We start from the raw sequence: 1,185 nt of genomic DNA, 5'->3' as shown, positions 1-1,185 counted from the left end.
TAGCAAAATCTGCGGTTGATGAATCAGCGTACAACATAAACCAAGTTTCTGCTTCATGCCCCCTGACAAGTTCGCCGCTAAACGGTCTTGGAATCGTGCTAAACCTAAAAATTCTAAGAAATATTTGCTACGAGTTTTGAAGGCTGCCTCACGCACTTCACGGAGACCTGCTGCATAGCGCAAATTTTCTATAATACTCAGGTCTGGGTAGAGACTGAATCGCTGGGTAAGGTAGCCCATCTGTAAACGCGCATCTTGTGGACGAGAACCCAGTACTTCGATAATGCCACTAGTCTGAGGCATGACACCTGAAAGCATCTGAAATGTTGTGGTTTTACCTGCTCCATCAGGGCCAATCAATCCAAAAATTTCACCTTTGTAAATATCTAGATTGATCCCAGCTACAGCTTCCTGCCCTTGCTTGCTGTAACGATACCGAAGATCGCAAAGCAATATTGTTGGCGTGTGAATCTGCTGCTTGGGTGCGATCGCCAAAAAGGTTTGATTCATAGTCTAAAAAACCCTAATATAGAAGGATTTTTAGCAGCACGCTCTTGTTGTTCCTGTGGGAACCAAATACGAGCATCAGCAGGTATTCCTGGTTTTGCTAAACCTTGCGGGTTTTTAAGCGTGAGTTCCACACCAAATACTTGAGTAACTCGGTCTTTTTGGAAATAAATGTTTTCTGGGGTAAAGCTGGCTTTGGAGTCTATGCGAGTTACTATTGCCTCTAGCGGTTGGGTGGGAATAGTATCCAAATAAACCAAACTAGACTGATTGATTTTGACTTTACCTATTTCCTCCACTGGAACAAAGCCACGCAGATAAAGATGATTGAGATTGACTATTGACAATAGTGGAGCACTATTTGCAACTACTTCACCTACTTCCACCGAACGAGTGATAATAGTACCACCAAGTGGACTTTGAATTACTAAATCATTCAATTTTGCTTGAATCTGCGATTGGTTGGCTTGAGCATCATGAATTTCTTGCTCGGCCTCCTCTATATCAGTGTGAGCTTGAACAATTTGCTTCTCAATTTGTAAGGCAGCAGCAGCACGAATAGGTCGGTTACGGAGGGTTGCTTGAGCTTGAGTTAGGGTTCCTTGGGCTGCTAAAAGCTCTTGTTTGGCAAAATCAACACGTGCTTGTTGTACTTTTAAATCGGCAGTATCTTCATCC

At 43.1% G+C, this 1,185-nt stretch carries 2 protein-coding genes; both read right to left on the bottom strand.

What is annotated here, in order from left to right; genetic code table 11:
• On the bottom strand, positions 1-510 hold a 510-nt coding region (locus LC653_RS45345; protein ID WP_229501767.1), incomplete at its 3' end, for an ABC transporter ATP-binding protein.
• Positions 507-1,185: HlyD family secretion protein (locus LC653_RS45340; RefSeq protein WP_229501766.1), on the bottom strand; the 679-nt coding region annotated here is incomplete at its 5' end. The genes LC653_RS45340 and LC653_RS45345, both read right to left, overlap by 4 nt.

Origin of the sequence: Nostoc mirabile CHAB5784 (assembly GCF_020829645.1) — a bacterium.
Lineage (GTDB): Bacteria > Cyanobacteriota > Cyanobacteriia > Cyanobacteriales > Nostocaceae > Nostoc > Nostoc mirabile.
The sequence above is the reverse complement of the archived record's forward strand: the minus strand, read 5'-3'. Positions and strand labels throughout refer to the sequence as shown.